Source organism: Mitsuaria sp. RG (assembly GCF_028369275.1).
GTDB classification, from domain to species: Bacteria; Pseudomonadota; Gammaproteobacteria; order Pseudomonadales; family Pseudomonadaceae; genus Aquipseudomonas; species Aquipseudomonas peradeniyensis.
The window spans coordinates 100914-122797 of the sequence record NZ_JAQMYQ010000010.1; the positions used below are offsets into that span (position 1 = coordinate 100914).

Below are 21884 nucleotides of genomic sequence, written 5' to 3' on the forward strand. Positions count from 1 at the left end.
TAGTTACTAATGGTCCACACGCGACAGACCCTCGCACTTGGCTCGAGGTTGGTGATCTACGCATATGCATCAATCCTACGCAGGAACAAGAAGTTCCGGAATCGTCAGACGTTGTCGTTTGGGAAATAGGAGATGCAAGTTGGGCTGACAGTGCGGCAATCGTTCAGTCGGGATCTTTGCTTGTCGTCCAACACTGGTCCGGTAGTTGGCAGGTTGTCCGAGTACTCCGATCCCCCCATCCAGTGGCCTACAGTGGTTTTGGTTCCCAGATAGCCTCGGACGGGAGGTGGCTCGCGGTGCTGGAGCAACGGCAACAGCGTGTCTGGGTTTTCGATCTGGACAACCTGTCAGCGCAAGCAGAAGAGATAGAAGGCGCTCGTGGGTTTGCGAAAACAATTGCAATAGCCGAAAGCCAGATAATAGTTGGAGGGGCTGGCGAAGCACGTGTTTACCGTAAACAACCTGATTGGTCATTTACGTCCCGTGTACTGCCTCCTCCCGGCTCCCTGGATGTCTTCACGGGGCAACTCTTCGCGCAAGGAGAGCTACTAGTCTCTACGACCTCCGGAATTAACACGGGAGATGGTCTGGTGTTCCCAGGGCGGGTAGACGTATTTCGCCACTCACCTGGTGGCTGGCAGTGGGAAAGTAAACTTGCACCCGAAGGTAATGATGAGCCTTTTGGACAGAGTTGCTGCGTCTCCATTGATCAGGGCCAAGTCATTGTAATGTTGGGCGACCAGCGATGGCATTTCAGTCGTAAAGGATCGGTTTGGATTGCTGCTCCGGGAGGATCGCGATGATGCTAAATCCTAGGAATTTAGTTCAGATCACAGCTTTTCTTTTCTTGTTGCTGGCTATCCCGTTGTCGCGAAGCGAAGAAGATCGAACACTTCGTATTGTCCTGCCAACCCCGCACTCGTTGCCAATCACAGGGATGACTAGATTAGAGGGGCTGGGGCTTGTAGCAAGCGCCGGAATGGATGGGTGGGTTAAAGTCTGGGATGAGCAAAGCGGATTATTGGTTTCAGAGTTCGCTTCGTCAAAGTATACGCCAATGGCAGGATTGGCAAGTGATCCGTCCAACCCAGCTCGTCTTGCCATCGCTACGCTCAACAACAACGAGAATTCGCTTTCCATCCTCGGCGGCAATGCCACGATAAAGGTCATCGACCTCGCCACAGGGCGTACCGAAATACAATTTCAGGGGCAAGCTGGACGCCTGCTAATTTCTCCCAATGGTAGATGGCTGATCTCTTCCGCTCACAAGCTCCTTTCTGTATGGGACACCCTGACAGGGCGGTTATACGTCACTCTTCAGGTAGATGCGGAATGTGCGGACTTTGCAGATGCCAACACATTGGTATACCGACGTAAGGACCGGTTGGTGCGACTTGATCTGGATACTGGTAAATCCAGGGCACTTCCTACAGGATCTCAAAGCATATTTGCGGTATCTCATGACGGCTCATTGGTCGCGGATCTTGGCGATAAAGAACTTCGTGTGTGGCGCTTCATCGATGGCGTGATCTTGGCCAAGCATCCGTTGTTATCGACCCCGGACTTTATATATTTCTCCAAGGACGGTTCGGTTGTCGCAGGTGGGCACTCCAATTCGATATGGGAGGGAAGTGCAAGAAATATTATCTATCGCGTGAAAGGCGATGGTTGGTCTCTTGAGTCATTTACTATTGGTCACAGTCCCATTACGTTCATTGCAGACGGTGGCGACTCGATACTTGCTGGACAGAAAAATGGTCTTATACAGCGTATTATCCTGTCGCCTCCTGTTCACCGCTCATCGCTGGGTATTGATGCAGATGATATTTCTGCGGTGGCGTTCAGCCCTAATGGACGCTATTTGGCAGCAGGTTTCGCCGGTGGAGGTGCGGCCGTGTGGGAGCCGACTTCAAACTGGTACCGTGTGCTTGATCCTTTAAAACGAGTAAGAACGCCTCCAGAACCCGCTTTCAGTGATGTCGAAACACAGGTGCGTTATTCTGCTGTCTATGTTTCCGGCGAGGGAATTACAAACTCACTTGAGTTCGACAAGGAGCGAGTCCTTGGCTTGGTTTTTCTCAGTCCGGAAATTTTGTTGATTTCACATAAAAGTGGTGCTGTCGAAATAGTGAACATTACCAATGGTGTGGTCCTGTCCACGTTCGAAACCAAGGAGCCCGTAGGCGTAGTCGCGGGAAGTTTGGAGCGTTCAGCCATTCTGGGACGTCACAGTGTAACCTTTGTTAATAATAATGATCGTACCACCATGAATGTCCCCTTTTCCAATGTAGGGGCAATGAGTGCAGCAATGAACGTCGCCGGTGATCGGCTGACGATTTTTGGCCATAACGGAACGCTTGAATTGAACGCGCAGACAGGAGTGGAGGTTTCACGCAGTGAGCCCCAAATGGGCGTACCCGTCTATGCGCAAGATGGAAGCTTACGGCGCTTGACGATGAAGTCAGTCTCAGACAATTCCAATATCATGGATTACGAAGATTCTCCTCAATCATACGCTTGGTTATCCGGCACCAGTAGTGGAGTAGCGGCTACTGCCGAAGGTGCTGCGCGTATTTGGTCGGCGGACGGCCAGAGCTACAACGCTCAAGACATCTCGATCGGTGGTGCCATCAACGGCGTTGCAATAAGTCAGGACGCAGGAATAGTGGCGTTTGGGTCTGGTCACGGAAAGCTATTCCTCTACCGTATCCAGGACGGTAAACGCTTGGCGGAACTGGTCAGTCTCGATCGACGTGGATGGCTTGCTCGTGATGAGACCGGCGGCTTTGATGGTTCCTACGCCGCGTGGGACGACCTTCGGGCTACGTTGACTCAAACACCCCTTGTGGCCATAGAACCGGCGAATTTTTTCGCAATTTCCTATCGACCGCAATTGATTGCACAAGCCATGAAGATTGACGATTCAGCAATGTTGAGTTCACCTGTTGAGGTACAACTACTTAATCCTCCGACAGTCCATATTGTCGCTCCAATATCAAACTATTTTCGTGGTGCGGCACTGCCATCATCAACGACCGTTCAGCTGCTTGGTGATTCGCGAACGAATGAAAATGGAGAGCAAATTTCCTGGGCACTGATTGAGCCAAATGAGACGAATAGTGAGCTTCAAGGTCGCCAGGTAGCCCAATCACCTTCGATTAACTTTGAGGCGGAAGTTCGTGGCAGAGGGGACGGAGTCGGGGAATGCAGAGTGTTTCGAAATCGGCGACTGATAGAATCCGTTTTTCCCACAACTGCTGAGAATGGTGTGGCCCTAATCAAAGCAACGCTTCCTCTCCTAGAAGGTGAAAACCTTCTCTCTGCGTACTGCTTTTCTTCCTCCGGACTTCGAAGTAGGGAAACCGAAGTGCGGGTTTTCGGAGGTTCAAGCCTCAAGTCCGCCCGGAACGCTTTTGTTTTTGTCATAGGCGTCAACAGGTACTCTCCCCAAGAGTCAGAGCTGACGTTTGCTGTTCCGGATGCATCCCTGGCACAGACAAAACTTGTCTCGGCATTGCAAGCGTCAGGGCAATACGCCACCGTTAATACAGCTATGCTGCTCGACAAGGATGCAACTTCGTCAGAAATTATAAGAGGCCTGAAGATACTCGCCGGATCACATGATCCCGTTCAGGCTGGTGCCCTTGTAGGCTTACGACGTAGCACGCCGTCAGACGCTGTTTTCATTTACTTCGCAGGCCATGGAGGTGGTTTTGCCGGCGACTATAGGCTGATAGCAGCAAATGCAGTCGTAGGGGCCGGGCTCGCAGACGGTACCGTTTCCGCTGATCAGATTCGAGTCGCATTGGAGTCTCTACAGGCAGACCGCGCTGTCATCATTATTGATGCGTGTGAATCTGGTCAGGCACTTGATCAAGTAGACGCGCGTGCAGGGCCACTCGCCGGCCGCAGTCTGGCTCAGCTAGCCTACGACAAGGCAATTTTCATTCTGAGCGCCTCACAAAGCACTCAGGCTGCGCACGAGTTACAGCGACTTGGGCATGGCGTTTTCTCGTACGTACTTTTTGAACGTGGGTTGAGCGGAGAAGCGGATGGAAACCAGGATGGCTTCGTAACTGTTCGAGAGTGGCTTGAATTCGCTCAATCGGAAACACCAAAGGAGTTGGATGCTGGCCTGGCAGGCCTCAACCCAAAAAGATGGTCAAATCGATCAGAGTTCGCAGACGAGTTTCTGAATAGGGGGCAAACACCACGGGTGTTTATTCCTGATCCGAGCTCGGCACGAGAATTTGTGATAATACGAACATCGAGGACTAGTCAATGAATTATTTCTCCCGGCTAATAGTGCTCTTCGCATTGATTTCTGGTGGGTCGTATACCATGGCGGCAGACATTCCGCCTCGCGTCCATGCACTCTTGGTAGGCGTTGGGAATTACCAGGCTTCAAGTAGTGCTGGGCTTGCGGTTCTCAAAGGCCCACCCAATGATGTCGCAGCCATGATGGAAGTATTATCCGAAAGGTTTGGGTTGCAAACGAGCAAGACAACGGTGCTCCTCGATGAAAAAGCTTCTCGCAGTGCAGTACTCGCTGCATTGAGGAAGGTGATGGTGGAAGAACCCGAGCCGGGTGAGGTTGCGTTATTTTATTTTTCTGGTCATGGCTCTCGAATTTACGACAGTTCATTTGATGAATCGTCGAGATTTGACAGCACGATTCTTCCCTATGATGCACGTGCAATTGAGGGTAAAGTGCTTGATATCACCGATGATGAACTTGGTGCGATTATCGATGCGTCTCGGGCAAAAGGTGCAATGCCAGTTGTTATTCTCGATAGCTGCTATTCAGGCACTGGTATCCGCTTTCTAGCCCACGCCAAGTATGCGCCACCGGTACTGCGTTCTGCACATGCAAGCCCAGGTCGGGGTAGTTCAAGTGGGTCGCGCGATATAGCCGGTGGATATGGGACTCTTCTGGCGGCAGCTTCTGATTCCGAAGAGGCGATTGAGATAGAACGGGGCGGTAAGGTTATGAGTGAGTTTACTCGTGCTCTTGTTGGCGTGTTACGCCGATCCGAGCCGGAGACTACTTATTTGGATGTCCTTACCCGCACTAGAGTAAGCATGGCTGCTTTGGGTGTTCCACATCGACCACAAGGTGAAGGTAATCTGCAGCAGAAATTTCTGGGGACGGGCCCTTTAAAGCGGCCGCCAGTACTTGCAGAAAAAACTGATGACAAAACAGCAACGCTTCGAATTGGCGCAGCGACAGGTGTCACCGTGGACTCGGTGTACGATCTCTTCGCTTCTGCAGCAAATGCTGCGCTTGGGGCGTCACCGCTCGCAACAGCCAAAGTGATTGATGTGAAGGCAGACACTGCTCAAGTCACGCTCACGTCCAGTTCGACGTTACCCTCAACCATGTTCGCCATTGAGCGCAGTCACGCGTTTGGGGATTTAAAGCTGCGCATTGCAATTGACGGTGGAAATGAGGCTGAACGGACCCAGCTCGTCACGGCGCTATCAAAATTCGAATTCGTGAAGGTGACCCAGAGCGATCAGGCGACGCATTGGCTGCAAATCCGGAATGGGAGGACTCAACTGACTCTCTCTGACGGTAGTACGTTAGGCATGCCGTCCGGGCTTGACATCACGCTTGACGATTCATTGGCAATTCTTCTCGGGCGTCTAGCCCATGTCCAAGCTCTGCTTGGCCTGACTAACCCCTTGAGGCCCAAGTCTCCGATTACTACCAACATCTACCTGGTTAGCCCTACAGAGGAATTGACCAAGCCGGTAATTCGCAACGGAGAGGTTCACCTCAAGGCGGGCGATTTATTTAAAGTAAGCATCAACAACAGTGATGCCAAGGCAAGGCATGTTTATTTGCTGAATATCTCATCAAATCTCTGTGTACGCTTGTTGAGTCCACCACCTTACGGTGTAGATCTGCCACAAACCGCACTTGCCCGCACTAAGCCCCTTCGAGCCGGGCCAGCCCGTGGGCGGGAGTATTTCTTTGTTCTGGATGCTGATGTACCGGTTTCACTCGAAGCCTTGCAGCAGCCCTGTCTAGCGCAAGATTCCTTGCGGAGAGTGTCCTTGCAGACAGACAAAGACCCACTTACGCAACTAATACGAAACTCTGGTTCTGTATCACGGGGCTCGATCCGGCCACTTCCTCTGACCGGTTGGTCGACGATAGTAACAAGCATGGTTGTGGAATAGTTTCATGCGGTATAGCCCCGCGAGCAGAAGGTAGTGTAGCGTTTACGTTTCTAGGCGGCGAATTATGCGATACAGCCAGTGCTGATAAGGTTCCAGTTTTTGTTTCCGCACCAAAGGTCCGCTTTTGGTCGGAGGCGGACGGTCGCGAAATGCCGCTTTGCCCTTCACTGCACCGCACTGGCGGAAAACGGACAGAAGCGGAAATTTGGAGTACCTGATCCTGAGATGGTTTACACCCGCTTCATCCAACCACCGGCGCATGCTCGGCCATCAACTCGATTATCCAGTCGATAAACACTCGCACCTTGGCGCTAACATGGCGATTCAGCGGGAAGGCCAGGTACATAGGCATTGGCGACATGTGCCAGTCTTCAAACAACGGCAGCAGCTCGCCGCTGATCAGGTGAGGTTTGGCCATGTATTGCGGCAGCCAGAGCATCCCCAGGCCAGCCAGGCCGGCGGCAAGGTACGCATTGCCGTCATCGACCGTCAGTTGCGGGCGGGCCTGGACCTCTATGCGCTCCTCACCTCGCTGCATCGCGTAGGGCAAGGTTTTGCCTGTACGAAACCAGAGAAAGCCGATGGTTTTGTGCTGGCCTTCCTCTAACTCACGCGGGTGCACCGGCGTCCCGAAACGCTGCAAATAGCCCGGCGTGGCATAGAAGCCGAGCTTCAAATCGCCCACATGCCTTGCCACCAGGGACTGATCGGTTATCTCGCCGCCACGCACCACGCAGTCGACGTTTTCACCAATGATGTCGACGATGCGATCGCTGACGCCCACGGTCAGCTGGATTTCTGGATAACGTGCAAAAAACTCTGGCAAGGCGGGTATGAGCAGCATTCGCGCCAGCGGGCTGGGGACATCCACCCGCAGCCGTCCGCGCGGTGCCATCGACGCGCTGGACAAGCTGGTCTCGGCGTCGTCCATGTCGACCAGTAGCCGGACGACGCGTTCGTAGTAGGCCGCGCCGTCGGCGGTGACATTGACCTTGCGTGTGGTGCGGTTGAGCAAGCGTACGCGCAGCCTCGCTTCCAGCTGCTGAATGAGCTGCGTCACGGTGGTCTTGCTCATGTGCAGGGTGGCGGCCGCCTTGGTGAAACTACCGGTTTCCACCACTCGGGCAAACGCCTGCATTGCATCGAATCGGTCCATTCCACGCCTCGTTCGCACCTGGATTGTTTGGAGTATACAAACAGTCCTGACCAGCGCTGCCCGTTTATCCAGGTAGGTGGCCTTTTTAAAGTGACCTTACCGTAAACACCGGGCCGCGATGGCCTAGAACGAGGTAGGTAATGTCCAGCAAACGTGATGTCGTTTTCCCACCCGATCGCCATGCTTTGTACGAGCTGCACCGCTACTCGCCGGCGATTCGCTCCAATGGTTTTCTGTTCGTATCCGGTCAGGTCGGCAGCCGCAAGGATGGTTCGGCCGAGCCGGACCTGGCGGCGCAGGTTCGCCTGGCCTTCGCTAACCTCAACGCGATTCTCGCCGAGGCCGGCAGTAGTTTCGAGGATGTGGTTGATACGACCATCTTCATGGTCGACCCCGATTCGAAGTTCGAAACCATCTGGGAGGTGGCGGCCGAGTATTGGGGTGAGGCGCCTTATCCCACGGTGACCGCTCTTGGCGTGACCTGGCTGTCCGGCTTCGATTTCGAGATCAAGGTGATCGCGAAACTGCCGCAATAGAGGCGGTCCAGCCCCTGCTTCGGGTTCAAGTTGCAGGGTGCGTCCATGCTATTTCGCTGCACTCGGTAAGCTCCCGCTTACCCGTCGGCCAGACGGTAATGGCGGTTCGCCTTGCGGGGGCTATCGTTGCTTGTCTGGGCGACGACTACCGACCGAGGGCGGTGCCATGAACACGAGTGATCTACTGGAACAGTTGCTTCGGGCCGGGCAGGGCTCGCAAGCGCAACAAGGGCGCGGCGGCATGTCAGCGCAAGATGGCCTGGGTGGATTGCTGGGAGGGCTGCTTGGCGGCGGCAGTGGAGCAGGGGGTGGTGGTGGTCTTGGTGGTTTACTGGGCGGCATTTTGGGTGGCGGTGGTGGCAACGCCGGCGCTTCCGCTCAGGGACGCTCTGCTGGTGGCGTCAATTACGCGGCTCTCGCGTCGCTGGGCATGATGGCGTTCCAGGCTTATCAAAGTTGGCAGCGCAGCCAGGCGGCAGCCCCGCAACAGGCCGTGCGCACCGTGGATCAATTGTCTGGCCCCGAGGCCGAAGATCACAGCCATGCGATCTTGCGTGCGCTGATTGCGGCAGCCAAGGCTGACGGTCGCATCGACCCGCAGGAAGAACAGTTGATCTACGCCGAAATCAAACGTCACACCAGCGACCCGCAATTGCAGCAGTGGCTGGATGAGGAAGTCAGCAAACCACTCGATGCCGCCGAGGTGGCGCAGTCGGCCCAGGACCCGGGCATGGCTGCGGAAATGTACCTGGCCAGTGTGATGTTGGTGGATGACCAACAGGATGCGGAGCGGGCCTACCTTGATGAGTTGGCCAGTGCGTTGGGGATCGATCCGACGTTGCAGGTGCATCTGGAGCAGCAGGCGAAGGGGGCCGCCTGATCGATCCGAAGTGGGCATTGATCCAAGGCGCTGTTCTCAATGCAACCTGGTTGTTGGGCTGCGTGGGAGCGGGCTGGCCCCGCGATCACCGGCAATGCCGGTGCCATACGCCGCATCGCGGGGCAAGCCCGCTCCCACGTTGGTAATGCTTGTAACGTTGTTTCCTGCACGACTGCGTAGCCCATAGGGCCCGGCGATCTCCTGCAAGAGCTTGACCTGGGCTTCAGCCCACCTCCATGAACCGTCGCCGCGTCACGAACAGCACCACGCCCAACGGCACGGCCAGGAGCGCCAGCAGCTCCAGGTCAAAGCCCGGCACCTGCTGCTGGTCGAATTTGAAGATGCCGACCAGGCCCGCAGCCAACAGCGCCACGCCCAGCCACTTGCGTATGGGGTATGGTTTCAGAAGCTGAACGAGCAGTGCGCCCAGTACCAGAAGGATGGCAGCTTGCATGATGTAGGGCATATGCAGCTTCTCAGACCTGATGACCAAAAGTGGCGGGATTCTCTACAAGCTCTGGGTGAGATGTAAACCGTCTTTTTTGGGGCTGGGTAGACGGGCAGGGGAGAGACCCGCGTCGCGTCCTACAGGGATTAATCAGATTTTCCCTATTTCGAGTAGTCCATTTCCGAAGCATGCTTTGACCGCTTTTACGCCTTCCAACAGAGGTCTAGTCTCGCTGAGTCGCTGCAAAAAGTAGCGGCCGGGTCTGCAAGCCTGAGCGGGACAACTAGATCAGCGCCACCCCTTGCCATTGGTCTCAAGCCATTGGCCGTGCGTTATGGTGGCTGCGTACGGGTGGCCTTCGGGTCAGCCGGGCTTACTCTAGTTGCCCCGGTCTTGCAGGCCCGTACGTAGCCGCCACCCTATCGCCTGCAAGCGATGGGCTGCGGTCCGATCAGCGCAACTAGAGAATTTCATCATGCTCAAGATCGTCCCGGCCCCCCCCCGTCCGCTGAATCCCCTCATCTCCTTGAAGACACGTTGGTCCAGGCCACCGAGTACGTCATGTGTGCACTGGCCGTCGCCCATCAGTCTTTCAGCCATCTGCCAAAATCACCGGCCACCCTGGTGATGCTGACGATGATGCACGAGCTTGATGCCACCCGCATGCTGCTGGAGTCGGCACTGGCTCAGCTACAGATGAGTGCGCGACCGCCGTCATACACATTGCACTGATAGAGCTGCCACAGGTCAGCAGGGAGCTGTTTCCCTGTGGGAGCGGGCTTGCCCGCGAAGCAGGCGCCGCGGTGGCTGGCACCGGCTTTGCCGGTGTTCGCGGGCAAGCCCGCTCCCACAGGGGGATGTGGACTACCTGCGAACCAAGTTCCCACGCGGTAGCGTTGCCCGTAGGGCTGGGCAATTTCCTGCAGGCGCATGGCAACCCAAACGTCGATACCGCTATGCAAAAGACACCCGAGGATTTCGCAAATGGACAACGAAACCCCTGCAGACCACGGCAAACTCGGCTGGACCGTCGGCAGCTGCACCTGCCTGGAAGGTGCCACCAAAGGCACGCGCCTTCAATAGGCCTTGCCCTCATCAGGGGAAGGGTACGCAAGCTAGGGATTCTCCGGGAGTAGCGGATCTCACATCGCTTGCCGGCCAGGCTAGTCCCAGTACATTTCGATGTTTTCCTGCACTCTGAACTCATCCAGCACGCTGTGAAAATGCGACCTTTCAAAAGTCAGGCAGGGTATCGCGTCGAACCAGTCAACAGCAGGGGCTTCGACAATGATCAGGTCCTTCAGCAAGCCAAATCGACTCCAGTGAACGGCATGCTCATGGGCGCATTGCTCAGCGACAATCACGGTGCAAGTGAGGTCCAGGTCATCCGCGCAGACCAGCAACGGCACCAAGGTCTTCCATCCTGGCACCGTGGAATAGATCCGATCCCAGATCAACAAGGTGTCTTCATCACTGTGCAAACCGGAGTGGGCGGCTACAAGGTGGAATTCGGCATCCGCATTCTGTCTGGGTAGCCAAACCTCAAGGGGTGATCCGTCAATTGCAAAGGTTGGGTAGTAACCTTGGCTGTACTTGGACTTGTGACTGGCAATTGATAGCCGGTTGAACATTCAGTTTCTCGCTCTGCTGAAGCTCACATAACTTACTGCTTTTGGCTGTGAATGTCTGCCAAGGGGTGAGCAGTGAGTAGGGCAGGGCCCGGCCAATGATTTGTTGGTGCGTCCTACAGGGATGAATCAGATTTTCCCTATTTCGAGTAGTCCATTTCCGAAGCATGCTTTGGCCACTGTTGCGCCCTCGAAGTGGCGGCTAGTCTCGCTGGGTCGTTGCCAAATCAACGACCGGGTCTGCAAGCCTGCGCGGTATTACGATGGTGCTCACCATGAGCCTCGGCGTCGAGTCGTGGGTCTCGCTTTATGGTGGCTACGTGCGGGTGGCCTTTTGGTCAGCCGGGTTTTCGCCTCGTAATGCCCCGGTCTTGCAGACCTGCACGTAGCTGCCACCCTTCACCTGCAAGTGAAGAGGTGGCGGTCTGACTAATGCATTGCGAGGTGTTTATGCTCAAGATCGTCCCGGATCCACCCCCGTCCACCGAATCCTCCTATCTCCTCGAGGACACCCTCGTCCAGGCCACCGAGTACGTCATGTGCGCACTGGCCGTCGCCCATCAGTCGTTCAGTCACCTGCCGAAATCACCGGCCACTCTGGTGATGCTGACGATGATGCACGAGCTTGATGCCACCCGCATGCTGCTGGAGTCGGCTTTGGCCCAGCTCCAGATGAGTGTGCGACCGCCGTCATACACATTGCACTGACAGGGCTGCCACGGCCCCCTAGGCGATCATCTAGCCATGTAGGAGCGGCCTTGTGTCGCGAAAGGGCTGCGCAGCAGCCCCGGCGATTTTGATGGCGGCTCGGAACCTGGGGCCGCTGCGCAGCCCTTTCGCGGCGCAAGGCCGCTCCTACAGGGTTGAGCTAAATCAATGAGTTATGGCTTTTCCACGAGAGAGGATTTCGCAAATGGACAATGAACCGGTGCTGGTCTGGGCATCGCACTACCTGAGCGATATGGCCAAGGCATTGATGGATGATGCGCATATGGGGATGTTGAAGAAGGTGTGAAACAGACCCCGGTGGTCTGGGTGGTCAGCCGAACCGACCCGGACCACACTCGAATGCCCTCAACACCTTTTATCGTGGCGACAAGCCCGTATAGTGCCTAGCTGTCATCAGTCAAAGGAGTGGCCATGAAACAAGCAGCACATCGCCCGGAGAGGGGAATCTGATGCGTATCGCAACGATCCTCGCGGCAGTCGGGACTACCTTGTCGTTGATGTCGGCGTCGCTGTCGGCGTCACCCGGCCAGCCTTCGTCTCCGTTACACACTGATCAGCAGCGTATCTCGGTCCAGGTCGAAGGCGAGGGCAGGGATGTGATCCTGATTCCGGGGCTGGCATCGTCTCGCGAGGTATGGGCTGACCTTGCCGCTCGGTTACGCCAGAACCACCGTCTTCACCTTGTGCAGCTCGCAGGCTTTGCCGGTTTGCCTGCGGTGTCCGATAGCGAAGGGAAAGTGGTCGCTCCGGTGGCCGAGGCAATTGCTGACTACATCCGCACCCAGCATATAGAGGCACCCGTGATCATCGGTCACTCACTGGGGGGAGAGGTTGCATTGATGCTGGGGGCTCGTCATCCCGATCAGGTTGGGCGCTTGATGATCGTCGATGCGTTGCCGTTCTATACGTTGCTGATTGACCCTTCGGCCACCAGCGAAACCGCTACGGCGCAGGCGGCAGCAATGCGTAGTTCGCTCTTGTCGGCATCGCCGGAGCAGAGCGAAGCGATGCAGAAGGCATCCATCGCCCGACTCGCCAAGACCGAGGCGGTCTGGCCAGGGCTGGTTTCTGCGGGGATCAGCTCTGATCGCAAGACCGTGGCGGATGCGGTGTATGAGTTGATGATCACTGATCTGCGTCCCGAACTCGGTCGCATCAGCGCGCCGGTCGAAGTCGTTTATGCATACGACGATTTTTACGGTGTGCCTGCATCCAGCGTCGATGCAACGTTCCGTCGGGCCTATGCCTCGACACCTGATATCCATTTCACCCGGATCGATGACAGTTTTCATTTCGTCATGCTCGATCAACCGGAACGGTTTGCCAGCGTTGTAGAAACCTTCCTCAAAAAGTAAGCAGCGCGGAGCCCGGCCAATGATTTGTTGGTGCGTCCTACAGGGATGAATCAGATTTTCCCTATTTCGAGTAGTGCATTTCCGAAGCATGCTTTGGCCACTGTTGCGCCCTCGAAGTGGCGGCTAGTCTCGCTGGGTCGTTGCCAAATCAACGACCGGGCCTGCAAGCCCGTCTGAACATCGAACTGTACTCACCTTCGAGTCGCTGGCGTTTTCCAGTGGTTGTGCTCAATGGTGGCTACGTGCGGTTGGCCCTCGGGCCGGCCGGGTTATCGCTCGATGTTCCCCGGACTTGCAGACCCGCACGTAGCCGCCACCCATCCTCCTGCAGGTAAATGGGTGTCTGGTTGATCATTCATGAACGTCGAGTATGAAGTCATGTTGAAGATCGTCCCGGATCCACCCCCGTCCACTGAGTCCCCTCATCTCCTTGAAGACACCCTCGTCCAGGCCACCGAGTACGTCATGTGCGCACTGGCCGTCGCCCATCAGTCGTTCAGCCACCTGCCCAAATCACCGGTCACCCTGGTGATGCTGACGATGATGCACGAGCTTGATGCCACCCGCATGCTGCTGGATTCGGCTCTGGCTCAGCTTCAGATGAGTGCGCGACCGCCGTCATACATATTGCACTGATAGAGCTGCCACAGGCCCCAGGTTCCGCGCCGCAATCAAAATTGCCGGGGCCGCTGCGCAGCCCTTTCGCGGTTCAAGGCCGCTCCTACAGGGTCGAGCTAAATCAATGAGTTACGGTTAGTTTCACGAGAGAGGATTTCGCAAATGGACAACGAAACCCCTGCAGACCACGGCCAGCTCGGCTGGACCGTCGGCAGCTGCACTTGCCTGTAAGGCGCCACCAAAGGCACGCGCCTGTTCCGTGTAGAACCCGGCAACTGCGCGAGCCATGCCATGGAGCAGGCTTCCGCGCTGCTCGACAGCGCACGCCGGGCTTCCCTCATTGGTGTGATGGACAACGAACCGGTGCTGGTCTGGGCATCGCACTACCTGAGCGATATGGCCAAGGCCTTGATGGATGATGCGCATATGGGGATGTTGAAGAAGGTGTGAAACAGGGCCCGGCGGTTCGAAAAGGACCGCTTAGCCTCATGACGGAATGCAGATAGGCAGGTTTATAAAGGAATGTGCACCGTATTCTACAGTACTCATTGCCCTCGCAGTCGTCGCGCCCAACTGACGAGTTTTTCTAACTTGCTATATATCGCGCAGGTCAGGCATCAACTCGTATATTGCTTGACTTCGAGTTTAAATCTGTGTTGCGCTCGTAATATGAATTTCTGCGAAATAGCGCTGATTTTTTTGTGGGCAGCACTTTTATTTTGTCAAATGAGCTTTCAAAGAAAACCATTATTTTATAATCGGCGGCATAGTCGAAATCCTTACCTCTTTTGAGGTTGTTAAAGTCCTTTATGTATACCCCGTAAATGCGCGCCTTGGACCGGGTGCGGGATGCACTCATGCCGGCGTAAGCTGTTGCCAGTTTGTAGTCGTCAGTTACGTAGAAACCGTCTCCATGAGCACCTTTGCCAAAATATCCAGGGTCGATTCCCGCAGCTAACGATTTCTCATAAATCGAAGCGCTACCATGAAACCCAATCAACTGATAATCATTTTGCGCATTCTTGTGCTTAAATAAATTTCTTATGGTTCGGGCGGTGTCTGTAATAAACTGCCCAACTGTAATGTGTCCATCTGGATCTTTGTTGTTTACTGGATCCCCCAAGCAATAAATATATGAATTTAGGCCGCCAGCACCAAAAGGGCTAATGCTGTCAGGGCTGTTGAAGCGCTTTAATGAGGGGCTGAACGCCCGATAACCGTGACCTAAGTGATAGCGCTGCGTCAAAGGATCAAAGGGCTCGCCGTTAAAGCCAAGCAGCGCCAATACACCTTTATGCCAACCATAGGGGGAGTAGACAATGCATCGTCGTGGATGTGCGGACTTGAACAGGCTCGAGGGCGAATGATTTTGTTCAGCGGCTATCAGAGTGGTGATGTGCGAGCTGCATCTGAATTTTTGTCTAACGGATACGTCTGGTAGTGCACGGCTTAGAGTATTGCCTGACAAGATTTCGCCAGCGGTGCGCTTCGAATCAATAGACATTTAGGTCCGTCCGGCAGTTACGGTCTGGCACATAAACATTCCACTGCTACCTGAAAATAGATACTAGTAAAATTGATAGCTATCTGTTGAGGCACCGAAGCGAGCGGTTAAAAATTTCTGGTGGCGGCAGGAAAGTCGAAAGTCACGCAGGCCGCGCTCGGTTTCTAAGGCGGCACCTGCAGTAGGTTTTATTTCACCCGAATGGATGGCGGCTGATCAGCCTGAGCGGTTCGTCAGCGCTGTTGAGGCTTTCCTCAAGCCGTGAGCAGAGCGCGGGTGATGAAACGTTGGCGTGCTTACGGGCAGCCCTCTCAAGGTCTTTGGGGGCAAGAGCTGTTGACCGAGTGAGGGCCTCCAGGTGTCCGCCGCAACCTTTCCAGCGCCTATGAGATCGAGCGCCGCCCGCGCGGCGCATCGCGGCACAAGGCCGCTCCCACATCTGTTTCGGGCCAGTCAGTCCTGTGCCATTACCTGGTCCGCCTTGTTGGTCCGACGCGGTTTCAGCGTGGGCACCACTGCCGCTTCACCTGTCTCAAGACATGCACCAAGGCGGGCAACCATGGCCTGACAGGTTCGGTACGTTGCAACAGATGTGTGAGCGGCCTTGTGCCGCGATGCGCCGCGCGGGCGGCGCTCGATCTCACAGGCGCAAAAGCCTTCGCGGCGAACACCTGGAAAGGCCTGGCGCTTACAACGCCGTCCCTGCCCCCATCAGAAACTCCCCTTGAGCGTCACCATGAAGTTACGCGGCTCACCGTAGTGGTTGCCCCAGCCAGCAGCCCCGATGGTCGCGTAATAGCGCTTGTCCAACAGGTTGTTGCCGTTCAACGCCAGGCTCCAGTGCTCGTCGAGGCGGTACTGCACGCGGCCGCTCCACAGCGTGTAGCCCGCTTGCTCGATGCTCAGGTTGCCCTGGCGGCGGAAGTTGTCGCTCTGGCTGGAAACCCCGGCACCGACCGTCCAGCGCTCGAGCGCGCCGTCGAGCTGGTAGTCGCCCCAGACCTTGAGCATGTGCCGCGGGATGAAGCTGGAGGTAAAGTTGAGCTCGGTCGGGTCGGTCTGGTTGATGGTGCTCAGGTACTTGGTCTGGGTGTAGGTGTAGCCCGCCAGCAGTTCCAGGCGCTCGATGGGCGAGCCGCTGACCTCGGCCTCGAAGCCCTGGGCGCGGACCTTGCCGCTATCGGTGTAGCAGTACTGGTCGCCCGAGCCCATGCAGGTGGCGGCGTAGTCGGTTTCGGCGCGGTGCTCTTCGACCGTGCGGAACAGGTTGAAGGCGGTGTTGAGCGCGCCGCCGAACAGTTCGCCCTTGATGCCCAGCTCGTAGTTGGCGCCGGTCTTGGGTTGCAGGGCCTGGCCCTGGGCATTCACCAGGTTGCTCTGCGGCTGGAAGATATCGGCGTAGCTGGCGTAGGCGGTCCACTCATCGTTGAGGTCATAGAGCACCGCGGCGAAGGGCGTGACCTGGCCGTTTTCCTGGCTGCGGTTGTGTACCCAGTAATCCCAGGCCTGGGTGTAGGAGTCGCTCTGGTTGCGGTACCAGCTCACCCGCGTGCCGAGCACCAGGGTCAGCGGCTCGGCCAGCTTCAGGCGCAGGGTGGCGTAGGTGCCGTACTGGCTGGTGGTGGAGTCGCTGGGCGCGCTGCCGCCACGGCTGGGGTTGGCCAGGAATTGGTCCTTGGACGGGTGCGGGAAGGCCCCTGACGGGTCGAAGGGGTTCTGGGTGCCGCCGAGCGGCATCAGCGCGAAGTAGTCGTGGGTCTTCTGCCGACTGGCGTTGGCGCCCACGATCAGCTCGTGCTCGAGGCCGAACGCCTCGAACTTGCCGTCGACGTAGCTATCGAAGCCGTAGTCGTCCTGGTCGTAATCGAACCGGCCGACAATACGGCGCATTCCGGCGCTGCTGGCGCCGACCGGCACCGCGCCCTCGGAGTAGCCATACTCGATGTTCTGGTTGTTGTGGGTGTAGACCGATGCGAAGTTCAGCGTCCAGTCGTCGTTGAAGCGATGCTTGAGGTCGGCGAAGCCGGTGGTGCGCTGGCTTTGCTGGTCGTTCCAGCTGGCGCCCAGGCAGGTGGAGCGCGACAGCTTCAGATCGCTGCCGTCGGCATAACGGGGCAGGCCGGTATAGCACGGCGAGGCGTCGACGTCTTCATAGGCAAGGCCCACGCCCAGGGTTGTGTCGGGCGTCACGTCCCAGTCGAGGGCGCCGTACAGCACCTGGTCCTGGCGCTTGGCGTTGTCGTAGAAATACTGACGATCCTGCAGGGTCGCCACGACGCGGCCGCGCACGGTGCCCGATTCGTTCAGCGGGCCGCCGACGTCCACCTGGCCTCGGTAGTTGTCCCAGGTGCCGGCGGACAGGGTCAGCGTGGTGTGGGCCTTGTCCTGGCCGCGCTTGCGCACGAAGTTGACGCCGCCGGCGGAGGAGCCTGAGCCCTTCATCATGCCGGCCGCGCCCTTGAGGATCTCGACCCGGTCATAGAAGGCCATGTCGCTGGAGAAGCTGTTGGCCTGCACGTAGTTGCCGCCCACATCCAGCGGTACGCCGTCGTACTGGTACTGGCCGTCGAGGTTGAAGCCACGGGAATAGAAGTACTTGCCGCCCATGGGCGAGTCGTAGACGGTGATGCCGGGGGTTTTGTCCAGCACCTGCTCCAGGGTATTGAGGTTCTGGTCGTCGAGCATCTTGCGGGTCATCACGGTGACCGACTGCGGCGTTTCCTTGAGGCTGTGCACACCTTTGCCGATGGTCACCGCGCGCGCGGCGTAGGACTGGGTGCCCTCGCTGGTGGCATCGAGGCGGTTGGCGTCGATGGTCAACGGCCCCAGTTCCATCGCCGCGCCATTGTCGGCCGGCACCAGCACATAGCCGCCGTTGCCCTGGCGCTGGGCTTGCAGCCCGCTGCTGGCGAGCAGGCGCAGCAGGCCTTCCTCGACGCTGTAGCTGCCGTCGAGTCCGGCGGTGTTGAGGTGGCGGGTCTGCTCGGTGTCGAACGAGATGGTTACCCCCGCCTGCACGCCGAACTGGGTGATCGCATTGCCCAGGGGGCCGGCGGCGATATGGTAGGTGTTCTGGCTGCTGGCCATGGCATGGGCCGGCGCGAGCAGCGCGCAGGGCACGCTGGCGAGGGACAGGCCGAAGGCGAACCGGCGGATGGCCAGGTGCAGGAGGGCGGTGGGGTGGGGAGCGGGCATTGGGTGATCCTTGCGTGTCATGGCGGAAAGTCGCTGTCGTCGCGGCTTGTGTCATGGACGGACGAGAATCGAAATCAGCAAGATTGCGGAAAACTTTTTTCGCTCAGGCAGGCTCCACGCTGACCCAGTAGCGACTCAGGTAGCGCACCTTCACCGGCAGGGATTTGGGCAGGTTCGCCAGGGCGATATCGGTGTCGTCGATACGGAACGAGCCGGAAATGCTCATGCCGCGAATGGCCGGGGCGCAACGCAGCACCCCGCTTCGGTAGCGGCCCAGCTCGTCGATGAAGTCACCCAGGCGCCAGTCGTTGACGCTGAGCATGCCCTGGACCCAGGCCGTCGAGTCGGCGGGCAGGGGCTGGGCGCGGGCCAACGTGTCGCGGTCGAAGCCGGCCTGTTGCCCTGCGTCCAGGCGCAGCACCTGGTCGAGATGGTGCTTGGGCCGAATCTCGACGGCCGACTGCAACACGCCGACCCGTGTCTGCTCCGCTAGCTGCCGCACACTGAACCGCGTACCCAGCGCCCGCACGCTACCGTTGTCGGTGTGCACGATGAACGGGCGCCGGGCGGGGTCGCTGGCGGTGCTGACCAGGATCTCGCCGCGATAAAGTTGGATCGCCCGTACCTGCGTATCGAAACGCACATCCAGCGCGGTGTCGACGTTCAGCTCCAGCTGCGAGCCATCCTCCAGGCGCAGCGAGCGCCGTTCGCCGCTGCCGGTGCGCTGCTGGGCGAGGAGGGCGCTGTAGGGCACCTGTTCGCTGGCCAGCCAGCTGCCGCCGCCGACGGCCAGCAGCATGCCCAGTACTTTCAGCACCTCGCGGCGCTGCGCCTGGGCCGCGCCCAAACCCGACAGCGCGGCCTGGCGTGGCACCATTGCCCATTGTCGCTGAAGCTTCTCCACTCGCGTCCAGGCTTCGGCATGCGCCGGGCTTGCGGCCAGCCACGTCTGCCAGGCCTGGGTCCGTGCAGTGTCGGCATCACCGTCATTGAGCTGCACGTACCAGGTCGCGGCCGCTTCGAGTGTCTTCATATCCATTGACCAGCCCTCAGCTCTCGACCACCAGCAGGCAGCGGGTCATGGCCCGGATCAGGTGGTTTTTCACCGTGGTGATCGAGACGTCGAAGCGTTCGGCGACCGCCGCATAGGTCAGCCCTTCCAGTTGCACCGCGAGGAAGATGTCGCGGGTCCTGGGGCCGAGCTCGTCGAGCATTGCATCGACCGATACCAGCATCTCGATGATCGACAGGCGAATCTCCGGCGACACCTCGACCGGTTCGGGTCGCAGGGCCAGGGCCTGCAGGTAGGCCTGCTCGATGGCGCGGCGGCGAACCTTGTCGATCAGCAGTGCGCGGGCGATGGCGCTGAGGTAGCTGCGCGGCTCGCGGATGGGCGCCTGGTTGCGGGCGGTCATGACCCGCAGGAAAGTGTCGTGGGCCAGGTCGGACGCATCGGCGGTATTGCCCAGGCGCGCGCGCAACCAGCTTTTCAACCAGCCGTTGTTCTCGCTGTACAGCTGGTGCAGCGCCGAGCGGTCGAGCGTCGACATAGAGCGGGATCCATGATGTAAATGGTAATTGCTCGCATTGTCTCGGTGCGGCGGGGGGATTGCAAGGTCCACGGCTGCTGGCGTGGCTTGCGCGTACTAGATGACTGCCAACGAATTCTGACGCACACTGCCGAAAAAACCGATGCCCATTGCCCCGCCTGAGCGGGGCACCCCTGGAGCACGCAATGGCGCGACAACTTCCAACAACAAACGCCAACGACCCGCTGCAGCAATCCCGCCTGGTCCGCCTGAAGCTGGCCAGTGAAGGCGAGCTGCCCTCCGGCATGCTGCGTGACGAGATCGACGCCTCCTGGCGCCGCAGCCTCGGCCACGGCCTGGACTGCCTGCAGGGCGAGCAGGTAGGCCTGGGCATCCGCCATGGCCTGGACCTGCGTGCGCTGCTGGAGCACAACCGCCTGCTGATCGACGCGGTCACCCCCGAACTGGATTACCTGGTCAAGCGCCAGGGCAAGAGCGGCATCGTCATCCTCGGCGACGCCCAGGCCAATGTGCTGGCCATCGAGGGCCAGAAGCAGACACTCGAGCGCGAGGGCCTGCGCGACCTGCACCCGGGCAGCTGCTGGAGCGAGGCCCTGCGCGGCACCAACGCCATCGGCACGGCGGTGGTCGAGGGCCAGCCGACCCTGATCAACTGCGGCGAGCACTACCTGGACCGGCTCAGCCCGTTCTCCTGCACTTCGGTGCCCCTGCGCGATCCGCGTGGCGAAGTGATCGGTGTGCTTGATGTGACCCGTGAAGGCGTCATGGCCCAGCCCCAGGACAGCCTCTCCACGCTGCTGCTGGCCGCCGGCAATATCGAAAGCCGATTGTTCGGGCTGTATCACCCCGAGCACCTGGTGCTGGCCTTCCATAGTCGGCCGCAGTACCTGGCCAGTGCCTGGCAGGGCCTGCTGGCGCTGAGCCTGGAAGGCGAGGTGCTGGCGGCCAACGACAATGCTTGCCAACTGCTGCAGATGTCTCGCCAGACGCTGCTTGGGCGGCGCAGCAGCGACCTGCTGGGCGAGCGTTCGCCGGCATTCATTGCCCGCCTGTGGCAGGGCGGTGTCAGCAGCGTGCAGACCGCCAAGGGCGAATTCTTCTTCCGCGCCTTGCAGTTGCCACGGCATGGCCGCGTCAGTGGTCCGGCGTTCACCACCAAGCCGGCTGAGCCGGCCAAGGCCCAGGCCCTGGAGGCCCTGGCCGGCGGCGATGCCCGCCTGGCCCGAGCCTTGCGCATGGCCCGCCAGGGCCTGGCCAATGGCTTGCCGGTGCTGCTGTTGGGCGAAACCGGTACCGGCAAGGAAGTCGCCGCCCGTGCCCTGCACCAGGCCGGCCCGCGGGCCGACAAGCCGTTCGTGGCGGTCAACTGCGCGGCGATTCCCGAGGGCCTGATCGAGTCCGAGCTGTTCGGTTACCGCGAGGGCGCCTTCACCGGCTCGCGCCGTGGCGGCATGGTCGGGCGGCTGATGCAGGCCCATGGCGGCACGCTGTTCCTCGACGAGATCGGCGACATGCCCCTGGCCTTGCAGGCGCGCCTGTTGCGTGTCCTGCAGGAGCGCCGGGTGGCGCCGCTCGGGGCCGGCGAGGAGCAGGACATCGATGTGGCGCTGATCTGCGCCACCCACCGCGATCTCAAGCGCCTGGTCGCCGACCAGCAGTTCCGCGAAGACCTCTACTACCGGGTCAACGGTGTATCCCTGCGCCTGCCGGCACTGCGCGAGCGCGACGACCTGGCGACGCTCATCCAGGGCCTGCTGGACAAGTCCGGGGCCAGGGGCGTCAGCCTCGATGCACCATTGGTGGCGCTGCTGGAGAACTTCGACTGGCCGGGCAACATCCGCCAGCTGGAGATGGTGGTGCGTACCGCCCTGGCGATGCGCGAGGAGGGCGAGCAGGTGCTGACCCTCGACCATCTCACCGACTGCCTGCTCGATGAACTGGCCAGTGGCGCCGCGCCGTCCGGCAGCCTGCGCGACAACGAGCTGGAGCTGATCCGCGCCGCCCTGGCCCGCCATCAGGGCAATGTCTCGGCAGCGGCCGAGGCCCTGGGCATCAGTCGCGCGACGCTGTACCGCAAGCTCAAGCAGTTGCGTGGTTGA

General features: G+C 58.7%; 18 protein-coding genes. 11 read left to right on the forward strand and 7 right to left on the reverse strand.

What is annotated here, in order from left to right; all coding sequences use genetic code 11:
- The first annotated feature begins 799 nt into the window (after nucleotides 1–799).
- Nucleotides 800–4285 carry a caspase family protein gene (locus POF53_RS08510; protein ID WP_498967257.1) on the forward strand — a complete coding sequence of 1162 codons (3486 nt, stop codon included), beginning with the start codon at nucleotides 800–802 and terminating at the stop codon, nucleotides 4283–4285.
- Entirely contained in the window at nucleotides 4282–6186 is a 1905-nt protein-coding gene (locus POF53_RS08515; RefSeq protein ID WP_498967259.1) for a caspase family protein, read from the forward strand. Before POF53_RS08510 ends, POF53_RS08515 begins: the two co-directional genes overlap by 4 nt.
- Before the next feature lie 241 nt (nucleotides 6187–6427).
- Here the strand turns inward: POF53_RS08515 and POF53_RS08520 are convergent, their stop codons facing one another.
- Nucleotides 6428–7342: a LysR family transcriptional regulator gene (locus POF53_RS08520; RefSeq protein WP_498967261.1), complete on the reverse strand. Its 915-nt coding sequence runs from the start codon at nucleotides 7340–7342 to the stop codon at nucleotides 6428–6430.
- Nucleotides 7343–7482: 140 nt separating this feature from the next.
- On the opposite strand from POF53_RS08520, the gene POF53_RS08525 reads away from it, so the two are divergent.
- Nucleotides 7483–7878: a RidA family protein gene (locus tag POF53_RS08525; protein ID WP_110737717.1), complete on the forward strand. Its 396-nt coding sequence runs from the start codon at nucleotides 7483–7485 to the stop codon at nucleotides 7876–7878.
- A 166-nt stretch (nucleotides 7879–8044) separates the two neighbouring features.
- On the forward strand, nucleotides 8045–8758 hold the full coding sequence (locus tag POF53_RS08530) for a tellurite resistance TerB family protein (protein WP_498967263.1): 714 nt from the start codon (nucleotides 8045–8047) through the stop codon (nucleotides 8756–8758).
- 223 nt (nucleotides 8759–8981) lie between these two features.
- Here POF53_RS08530 and POF53_RS08535 read toward each other — a convergent pair whose 3' ends face one another.
- Nucleotides 8982–9224, reverse strand: a complete 243-nt coding sequence (locus POF53_RS08535; RefSeq protein ID WP_254464301.1) for a hypothetical protein — start codon at nucleotides 9222–9224, stop codon at nucleotides 8982–8984.
- Nucleotides 9225–9767: 543 nt separating this feature from the next.
- On the opposite strand from POF53_RS08535, the gene POF53_RS08540 reads away from it, so the two are divergent.
- Nucleotides 9768–9938 carry a hypothetical protein gene (locus POF53_RS08540; RefSeq protein ID WP_475858738.1) on the forward strand — a complete coding sequence of 57 codons (171 nt, stop codon included), beginning with the start codon at nucleotides 9768–9770 and terminating at the stop codon, nucleotides 9936–9938.
- Between the two features lie 431 nt (nucleotides 9939–10369).
- Here POF53_RS08540 and POF53_RS08545 read toward each other — a convergent pair whose 3' ends face one another.
- The gene (locus POF53_RS08545) at nucleotides 10370–10837 is read right to left on the reverse strand and encodes a hypothetical protein (protein WP_475858737.1); all 468 of its coding nucleotides are present in this window, start codon (nucleotides 10835–10837) and stop codon (nucleotides 10370–10372) included.
- A gap of 447 nt (nucleotides 10838–11284) precedes the next feature.
- On the opposite strand from POF53_RS08545, the gene POF53_RS08550 reads away from it, so the two are divergent.
- The 5 genes from POF53_RS08550 to POF53_RS08570 all read left to right on the forward strand — a co-directional run bounded on the left by POF53_RS08550 (nucleotide 11285) and on the right by POF53_RS08570 (nucleotide 13986).
- Nucleotides 11285–11542: a hypothetical protein gene (locus POF53_RS08550; protein ID WP_254464302.1), complete on the forward strand. Its 258-nt coding sequence runs from the start codon at nucleotides 11285–11287 to the stop codon at nucleotides 11540–11542.
- A 205-nt stretch (nucleotides 11543–11747) separates the two neighbouring features.
- Complete coding sequence (locus POF53_RS08555; protein ID WP_302328695.1) at nucleotides 11748–11849, forward strand: DUF3077 domain-containing protein; 102 nt, start codon at nucleotides 11748–11750, stop codon at nucleotides 11847–11849.
- A 163-nt stretch (nucleotides 11850–12012) separates the two neighbouring features.
- Nucleotides 12013–12918 carry an alpha/beta fold hydrolase gene (locus POF53_RS08560; protein ID WP_498967267.1) on the forward strand — a complete coding sequence of 302 codons (906 nt, stop codon included), beginning with the start codon at nucleotides 12013–12015 and terminating at the stop codon, nucleotides 12916–12918.
- A gap of 357 nt (nucleotides 12919–13275) precedes the next feature.
- Nucleotides 13276–13554, forward strand: a complete 279-nt coding sequence (locus tag POF53_RS08565; RefSeq protein ID WP_498967269.1) for a hypothetical protein — start codon at nucleotides 13276–13278, stop codon at nucleotides 13552–13554.
- Between the two features lie 234 nt (nucleotides 13555–13788).
- A complete protein-coding gene (locus tag POF53_RS08570; RefSeq protein WP_269806823.1) occupies nucleotides 13789–13986 on the forward strand; it encodes a DUF3077 domain-containing protein in 198 nt (65 codons plus the stop codon).
- Nucleotides 13987–14146: 160 nt separating this feature from the next.
- Here the strand turns inward: POF53_RS08570 and POF53_RS08575 are convergent, their stop codons facing one another.
- From POF53_RS08575 to POF53_RS08590, 4 genes are all read right to left on the reverse strand, one after another.
- Nucleotides 14147–15040, reverse strand: a complete 894-nt coding sequence (locus POF53_RS08575) for an RHS repeat-associated core domain-containing protein (protein ID WP_232857259.1) — start codon at nucleotides 15038–15040, stop codon at nucleotides 14147–14149.
- 711 nt (nucleotides 15041–15751) lie between these two features.
- Nucleotides 15752–18235 (reverse strand): TonB-dependent siderophore receptor, encoded by a 2484-nt coding sequence (locus POF53_RS08580; RefSeq protein ID WP_498967272.1) that lies wholly within the window; start codon nucleotides 18233–18235, stop codon nucleotides 15752–15754.
- 103 nt (nucleotides 18236–18338) lie between these two features.
- Nucleotides 18339–19268 carry a FecR domain-containing protein gene (locus POF53_RS08585; RefSeq protein ID WP_498967274.1) on the reverse strand — a complete coding sequence of 310 codons (930 nt, stop codon included), beginning with the start codon at nucleotides 19266–19268 and terminating at the stop codon, nucleotides 18339–18341.
- A 16-nt stretch (nucleotides 19269–19284) separates the two neighbouring features.
- Nucleotides 19285–19785, reverse strand: a complete 501-nt coding sequence (locus POF53_RS08590) for a sigma-70 family RNA polymerase sigma factor (RefSeq protein ID WP_203652536.1) — start codon at nucleotides 19783–19785, stop codon at nucleotides 19285–19287.
- A 185-nt stretch (nucleotides 19786–19970) separates the two neighbouring features.
- Between POF53_RS08590 and POF53_RS08595 the strand changes: the two genes are divergently transcribed.
- Nucleotides 19971–21884 carry a sigma-54-dependent Fis family transcriptional regulator gene (locus POF53_RS08595; protein WP_232857252.1) on the forward strand — a complete coding sequence of 638 codons (1914 nt, stop codon included), beginning with the start codon at nucleotides 19971–19973 and terminating at the stop codon, nucleotides 21882–21884.